The sequence below is a fragment of the Lapillicoccus sp. genome (assembly GCF_039935575.1).
Classification (GTDB): Bacteria; Actinomycetota; Actinomycetes; order Actinomycetales; family Dermatophilaceae; genus Lapillicoccus.
This window is the reverse complement of the sequence record NZ_JBDTKA010000072.1, coordinates 24,006-30,667: the sequence shown is the minus strand read 5'-3', so window position 1 is coordinate 30,667 and position 6,662 is coordinate 24,006. Positions and strand designations below refer to the sequence as shown.

Annotated in this window: 7 protein-coding genes and 1 tRNA gene; 1 reads left to right on the top strand and 7 read right to left on the bottom strand. The window is 70.5% G+C overall.

Annotated elements, in window-relative coordinates; translation table 11 throughout:
• Positions 1 to 83 precede the first annotated feature (83 nt).
• Positions 84 to 157 (bottom strand) — tRNA-Ile (locus ABI385_RS08820).
• Positions 158 to 412: 255 nt separating this feature from the next.
• Between ABI385_RS08820 and ABI385_RS08815 the strand changes: the two genes are divergently transcribed.
• Positions 413 to 922 (top strand): DUF3145 domain-containing protein, encoded by a 510-nt coding sequence (locus ABI385_RS08815; protein ID WP_348103377.1) that lies wholly within the window; start codon positions 413 to 415, stop codon positions 920 to 922.
• A 79-nt stretch (positions 923 to 1,001) separates the two neighbouring features.
• Here ABI385_RS08815 and ABI385_RS08810 read toward each other — a convergent pair whose 3' ends face one another.
• The 6 genes from ABI385_RS08810 to ABI385_RS08785 all read right to left on the bottom strand — a co-directional run bounded on the left by ABI385_RS08810 (position 1,002) and on the right by ABI385_RS08785 (position 6,661).
• A complete protein-coding gene (locus ABI385_RS08810) occupies positions 1,002 to 1,187 on the bottom strand; it encodes a hypothetical protein (protein WP_348103376.1) in 186 nt (61 codons plus the stop codon).
• A 276-nt stretch (positions 1,188 to 1,463) separates the two neighbouring features.
• Positions 1,464 to 2,714 (bottom strand): beta-ketoacyl-ACP synthase II, encoded by a 1,251-nt coding sequence (gene fabF, locus ABI385_RS08805; RefSeq protein ID WP_348103375.1) that lies wholly within the window; start codon positions 2,712 to 2,714, stop codon positions 1,464 to 1,466.
• A gap of 180 nt (positions 2,715 to 2,894) precedes the next feature.
• Positions 2,895 to 3,143, bottom strand: a complete 249-nt coding sequence (locus ABI385_RS08800; RefSeq protein ID WP_348103374.1) for an acyl carrier protein — start codon at positions 3,141 to 3,143, stop codon at positions 2,895 to 2,897.
• 92 nt (positions 3,144 to 3,235) lie between these two features.
• Positions 3,236 to 4,318 carry a beta-ketoacyl-ACP synthase III gene (locus ABI385_RS08795; RefSeq protein WP_348103378.1) on the bottom strand — a complete coding sequence of 361 codons (1,083 nt, stop codon included), beginning with the start codon at positions 4,316 to 4,318 and terminating at the stop codon, positions 3,236 to 3,238.
• Positions 4,319 to 4,335: 17 nt separating this feature from the next.
• Positions 4,336 to 5,334 (bottom strand): ACP S-malonyltransferase, encoded by a 999-nt coding sequence (locus ABI385_RS08790; RefSeq protein WP_348103373.1) that lies wholly within the window; start codon positions 5,332 to 5,334, stop codon positions 4,336 to 4,338.
• 79 nt (positions 5,335 to 5,413) lie between these two features.
• Entirely contained in the window at positions 5,414 to 6,661 is a 1,248-nt protein-coding gene (locus ABI385_RS08785; RefSeq protein WP_348103372.1) for a helix-turn-helix domain-containing protein, read from the bottom strand.
• Position 6,662 lies beyond the last annotated feature (1 nt).

Genomic DNA, 6,662 nt, shown 5'->3' with positions numbered 1-6,662 from the left:
GTAGAAAGACTGGTAGAAGTCTGGACCTCCAGCGCTGCATTGGCAGGGCAAGCCGTCAAGCGCCTTGACCTGCACAAACGTAGTGGGGCAGGTGGGGCTTGAACCCACGACCGACGGATTATGAGTCCGCTGCTCTGACCGGCTGAGCTACTGCCCCGGACGCCGATGGCGCGCGGTGAGCCTACCGGCGCCGGTCCGAGCCTCGATGCACCCCTCACCACGACCGTGCGGGTGACTTTGGCACTCACCGTGGGGCTTGACCCGGCCCACAACCGCGGCGAGGCCCTGCGAAGTTGTGAGACTGGTGGTGCTCGTGTGCTCGATGAGGCACAATGGCGGTGCTCGGCATACAACTTGTTCTTGGTGCGAGGTTCGTGGGGAAGACGTCTCTCGCACACCCAAGGAGAACCTGATGTCTGCCGCGATGCCACACACCCGGGGCGTGGTCTTCATCCACTCGGCCCCGACGTCGTTGTGCCCACACATCGCCTGGGCGCTGGAAGCAGCCCTCGGCCAACGGGTTCACCTCGACTGGACGGCTCAGCCGGCTGGGCCGCGGCTGCTGCGCACCGAGGTGTCCTGGGCGGGGGAGGCGGGCGTCGGAGCACGGCTCGCCAGTGCGCTGCGCGGCTGGGACCACTTGCGCTACGAGGTGACCGAAGAGCCGACAGCGTCGACCGACGGGTCCCGCTGGTCGCACACCCCGTCGCTCGGAATACACCACAGCTGGACCTCCGCCAACGGCGACGCGCTCGTCACCGAGTCCCGGATCCGCGAGGCCGTCCGCGCCGCGTCGGGTGACGCCGCGCGGCTGCAGGCCGAGCTCGACACCGCCCTCGGCGGAGCGTGGGACCGTGAGCTGGAGGCGTTCCGGTATGCCGGTGAGGGAGCTCCGGTGCGCTGGTTGCACAAGGTGGGCTGAGAGCGAAGCACGGCCGGCCGGTTCCTTCGGCCCGGGAGGGGAGCACCCGGTAATCCACGCGGTCCAGTCCGAAACTGGGTCAGTAGGTGGCCACCACCGAGTCGACGATGAGGATCGTCCCCTGCTGGCAGTAGGACGCCAGCCTGGGGTCGGTATGACCAGTGATCCTCAGGGTTCTCCCGGACGTGAGCAGGGCCCGGTCACCACCATTCAGCGTGTACCCCTGCAGCACGATGCAGCTGGCTTCGACCCCGCGCTCCGGCACGCCGGTGATGGTTACAGGCCCGGCGGTCGCGGGCGGCGTCGACGGCGAGCTCGAGGCAGGGCTCGTGGGCGGCTCCGACGTGGACGAAGGTGGTACGACCGGCAGCGAGCTGACGCTGCCGGTCCCGGCGCCCCCCGCGGTCGTCGCCGTCCCGCACCCTGCCAGAGCCAGAGCCAGAGCCAGAGCGGCGGGCAGAACGAGCGCGGTTCCCAGAGATCGTGCAGTCGGGCGAGCAGTCATACCTCTAGGACACTCCTCGGCAGCCGGTTCGTTCCGTCAGGGGTTGGTGAATACGAGTGCCACGTTGTGGCCCCCAAACCCGAACGAGTTGTCGATGGCCGCGATGTCACCGGCGGGCAGGGTCCGGTGCTCCCCGCGCACGACGTCGAGCTTGATCGCCGGGTCGAGGTTGTCGATGTTGATCGTGGCGGGAGCGACCCGGTCCCGGATCGACAGAATGGTGAACAGGGCCTCGAGGGACCCGGCTGCGCCGAGCAGGTGCCCGGTCATCGACTTGGTGGCACTGACGGGTATGCCGGCGGCGGCCTTGCCGAACGCCCGCACGATCGCGTTGGCTTCGGCGACGTCGCCGACCGGCGTCGAGGTGGCGTGGGCGTTGATGTGCACGATGTCGCCCACCTGCAGACCCGCGGTCTCGACCGCCTCGAGCATCGCTCTGGAGGCGCCGGCGCCCTCGGGTTCGGGAGCGGTGACGTGATAGGCGTCGGCCGACATCCCGACGCCCGCCAGCACGGCGTAGATCTGGGCCCCGCGGGCCTTGGCGTGCTCCTCGGTCTCGAGGACGACGACTGCCGAACCCTCGCCCAGCACGAACCCGTCGCGGTCGGTGTCATAGGGGCATGACGCCTTCTCGGGATCGTCGTTGCGCGTCGAAAGGGCGTGCATGGCGGCGAAGCCCGCAATGGGCAGGGCATGGATCGCTGCCTCGGTGCCACCGGCGACGACCATGTCGGCGCGGCCGCTGCGGATCATCTGAACGCCAAGGGCCATCGCCTCCGCACCGGAGGCGCAGGCGCTGACCGGCGTATGTGCCCCGGCGCGGGCGCCGAGGTCCAGCGAGACTGCCGCCGCCGGCCCGTTGGGCATCAGCATCGGGACCGCGAGGGGGTAGACGCGCCGCGGCCCGCGTTCGCGCAGGGTGTCCCATTGGTTCAGCAGGGTCCAGACGCCGCCGATGCCAGATCCGACGGCGACAGCTAGGCGTTCGGGCGTGACATCGGGAGCGCCGGCGTCGGCCCAGGCAGCTCGGGCCGCGATCAACGCATACTGGGAGGACGGGTCGAGCCGACGGATCTCGACCTTGGCGAGGACCTCAGCCGGAGGGGTGTGCAGCTGCGCCGCGAAGGTGACCGGCAGCTCGTACTTGGTCACCCAGTCCGCGTCGATCGGGCGGGCCCCCGAGCGCCCCGCCAGGACGCCCTCCCAGGTCTCGGTGATAGTTCCGCCGAGGGGGGTCGTCGCGCCGAGTCCGGTGACGACGATGCGCTGGTCGCGGGAAGACGTCATGTCGGTGGCTCCTTGGGACGCGGGATAGAACGGCTCCGTCGGAACCGTTCTACCCCGCGCATGGTGCTACCCGCGAGTCAGCGCCGGGTTCAGGGCACGCTTCGATGCCGGTCAGCGTGCCGGTCACGTGCTGGTTCAGCGTGCCGCTCAGCGCGGGTCACGTGCCGGTCACGTGCCGGTTCAGCCCTGCGCGCCACCGATGAAGGTGACCGCGTCGCGGACGGTCTTGAGGTTCTTGACCTCGTCGTCGGGGATCTTCACGCCGAACTTCTCCTCCGCGTTGACGACGATCGTCATCATCGAGAGGGAGTCGATGTCGAGATCGTCGGTGAAGGACTTGTCCAGCTCTACCTGGTCGGTCTCGATTCCGGTCTCCTCGTTGACGATCTCGGCCAGACCGTCGAGGATCTCCTGCTCGCTCTGCGCCATCTGTGCTGCTCCTTGTGTCGGTGAAACGGGTGGTACACGGTGGTCGGGAAGATGCGGTGGTGGAGGGTATGCCCGCTGCCGCCGGTAGGTGGCTACGGGATCACGATGACCTGCGCGGCATACACGAGTCCCGCACCGAAGCCGATCTGCAGTGCGAGGCCACCGCTGGGGATCTCGTGCTGGCGCAACATCCGCTCGGTAGCGAGCGGGACGGAGGCCGCCGAGGTGTTGGCCGTCTCGGCGATGTCACGGGCGACCGGGATGTCGGCAGGGAGCTTGAGCTGCTTGATCATCGCGTCGATGATCCGCATGTTGGCCTGGTGGGGGATGAAGGCGTCGAGGTCGTCGATGGTGATCCCGGCCTTCTCGATGGCCTGCTGGGCGACCGGTGCCATACCCCACACGGCCCACCGGAACACGGACTGGCCGGCCATGCCGATCGCCGGCCAGTCGCGGTCGATGCCGCTCACGGCAGCAGGGGCCTGGTCGATGGCCGCACCAGCCGGGGCGGGGCCGTCCCAGGTGTGGAACTGGGTCCACGGCTCGCGCTGGGAGATCGTCTGCCACTTCTCGCCGTCTGAGCCCCAGATGGTGGGACCGATCCCTGGCGAGTCGGAAGGGCCGACGACGGCCGCGCCGGCGCCATCGCCGAAGATGAACGCCGACCCACGGTCGTCGTAGTCCGTGAAGTCCGAAAGTTTTTCTACGCCGACCACCAGGACGTACTCCGCACTGCCTCCGCGGACCATGTCGTTGGCCAGCGAGATCCCGTAGCAGTAGCCCGCACAGGCCGCCGAGATGTCAAAGGCGGCGCAGGTGGACCCGAGACGGTTCGCCAGGATCGGGGCGGCCGCCGGGGTCTGGTAGGGGTGGGTGACCGTGGCAATCATGATCGCGCCGAGCTGTGAGGCGTCGATCCCTGCGGCCCGCAGGGCGTCGCGGGCAGCCGCCTCGGACATGTCGACGACCGTCTCCCCGGGCGCGGCGATCCGGCGGGAGACGATGCCGGAGCGCTCGCGGATCCACTCGTCGGACGAGTCGATGCGCTCCACGATCTCCGAGTTGGGCACTACGCGCTCCGGGCGGTAGCCGCCGACGCCCCAGATGCGCGCGTGCCGGGCCCCGTCGGCCTGGACCAGCTTCCCCGTTCCCTTGGGGCGGGGCCTGTTCGACATCGTGGTCGCAGAGTCGGTCATCGGGGGTCCTCCACTGCTTGCTGGCTGCTGGCTGGCTGCTTGCTGGGACGTGCTGGTGATGCGGGTGCGCCGTGGGCGGCGAGAGCGGCCCGCGCGGCATCGAGGTCGGCGGGGGACTTGAGCGCGACGAGCTCGACGCCCTTCATCGCCCGCCTCGCGAGCCCCACAAGCGTGCCGGCGGGGGCCAGCTCGATGATCGCGGTGACGCCCTGCTCGACCATGGTGTCCATGCACAGGTCCCAGCGGACCGGGTTGCTCACCTGGCTGACCAGTCGTTGCAGGATGAGTGCACCGGACTCCATCAGGCGTCCGTCCGCGTTGGACACCAGCGGCGGACGGGGGTCCGAGGCGGTCAGCTCCGCGGCGGCGGCTCCCATCGCCTCGACGGCGGGTGACATGTGGTGGGTGTGGAAGGCACCGGCGACCGGTAGCGGGATGACCCGGGCTCGGGTGGGCGGGTCGGCCGCTAGAGCGTCGAGCTGCTGAAGCGTTCCGGCCGCAACCACCTGACCGGCACCGTTCATGTTCGCGGGCGTCAGGCCCTTGTCCTCGAGAGCGGCGATGACCTCGGCGGGGTCGCCGCCGAGCACGGCGGACATCCCGGTGGCCGTGATTGCGCTGGCCGCCGCCATAGCCCGGCCTCGGACACCCACCAGGCGCATTGCCTCGGCTGCAGGTAGCACACCGGTGGCTGCCGCTGCCGTGATCTCGCCGATCGAGTGACCGGCCAGCAGGCCGGCCGTGTCGGCGACGGTGCCCGCCTGACCCTGGAACAGGGCCCGGAGCGCGAGCAGCCCGGCGCCGACGATGAGCGGCTGCGCCACCGCGGTGTCGCGGATCGTGCCGGCGTCGGATCCCGTGCCGTGCAGGACCAGGTCGATGCCGGCCGCCGCACCCAGCTGCTGAGCATCCTGGCGCGACCCGGGCAGCTCGAGCCACGGGGAGAGGAATCCAGGTGACTGAGACCCCTGTCCTGGACAGACGATGGCGAGCACGTGCCCCAGCCTTGCGTCTGGCGCTCGCGCCAGCCGTCGCCGAACCACACCAACTCTCCAGTGCGACTTTGGAGGGTTCCTACAACGCGCCGCCGACCTGGCCGAGACGGCGTACTCCATCGCGTGCCGGTGAGGGCGCGCCGAGCCTCCACTCGACCGGAGGTGTGGCGGCGAGCCGGCCGACGGCGAGAGCGATCGAGACCGTATGCGCCTCGCGCGGGTGGGCTAGGTCGTAGCCGGTGAGCTCGGCGATCTTGCCCAGGCGGTAGCGGACCGTGTTGGGATGGACGAACAACGCCCGGGCGGCGCCCTCCATGGAGCGGCCACCTTCGAGGTAGACCGACGCCGTGTGCAGGAGGGCCGGCTGACCCTGCAGCGGGTGGTGGACCCGGTCCACGAGGGTGCGCCGAGCCTGGGCGTCCCCGGCGAGGACGCGCTCGGGCAGCAGGTCGTCGGCCAGCACCGGGCGAGGCGACAGCGGCCACGCGGGCGCAGCCGCCAGCCCGCTGAGCGCAGCGCGGGCCGAACGTCCCGCCGCAAACAGATGGGGAACCGTAGGGCCGAGGACGACGGGACCATCCCCGAAATGGTCCAGCAGCGAGGTGACGATGCTGAGCGCGCCGGACGCGGTGGACGTGCCCCCGAGGATCACCACGAGACGGCGCCGTTGGACCGCCGCGAGGGCGACCGCGCCGCGCTTGGTCACCGCCCGGCGCAGCGCGTCGACCGTCGCTCCACCCCGGACCGAGGTCGAGCCGACGACCACCGTCACCGAGGCCACGGAGCCCCACCCGAGGGCCGTCGCCCTCGACTGCATCGAGTCGTCCGCCTCGGCCCGCACCACGGCGTCGACCACCAGGGCCTCGAGCCGGGCGTCCCAGGCACCGCGAGCCTCGGCCGCCTCGGAGTAGACCTGGGCCGCCGCGAAGGCGACCTCGCGCGAATACCGAAGGACCGCCATCCGCAGCGAGGACTCGTCACCCGGTGCGGCCAGGCGCAGCACCTCCTCCTCGACCGCATCGACGGCGGAACGCACCAGGTCGAGCGTCTGGCCGAGGCTGATCGACCAGGTCAGCTCCCTGGGCGCCGTACCGAAGACGTCGGCTGTCGCCGGCCGGCCTGCGGCCTCCTCACCGCCGGTGTCACGCAGCCAGCCGACGAAGGCGCCCACCGCGGCCTGGGCGACCAGCGCGATCCAGGATCGGTCGGTCGCGGACAAGGCGCGGTACCACTCGAGGTCGGTCTCGATCCTGCGCACCGCGGCGGTGGCCAGCGGTCCCGCCGCCCGGGATACGCGGTCTCGGGTCTCGCCACCGATCGCCACCATC

Excerpts from the sequence above, each read along its gene's own strand:
- ABI385_RS08815 (WP_348103377.1), top strand. The coding sequence starts at position 413 with ATGTCTGCCGCGATGCCACACACCCGGGGCGTGGTCTTCATCCACTCG.
- fabF (WP_348103375.1), bottom strand. The coding sequence starts at position 2,714 with ATGACGTCTTCCCGCGACCAGCGCATCGTCGTCACCGGACTCGGCGCG.
- ABI385_RS08800 (WP_348103374.1), bottom strand. The coding sequence starts at position 3,143 with ATGGCGCAGAGCGAGCAGGAGATCCTCGACGGTCTGGCCGAGATCGTC.
- ABI385_RS08795 (WP_348103378.1), bottom strand. The coding sequence starts at position 4,318 with ATGTCGAACAGGCCCCGCCCCAAGGGAACGGGGAAGCTGGTCCAGGCC.
- ABI385_RS08785 (WP_348103372.1), bottom strand. The coding sequence starts at position 6,661 with ATGGTGGCGATCGGTGGCGAGACCCGAGACCGCGTATCCCGGGCGGCG.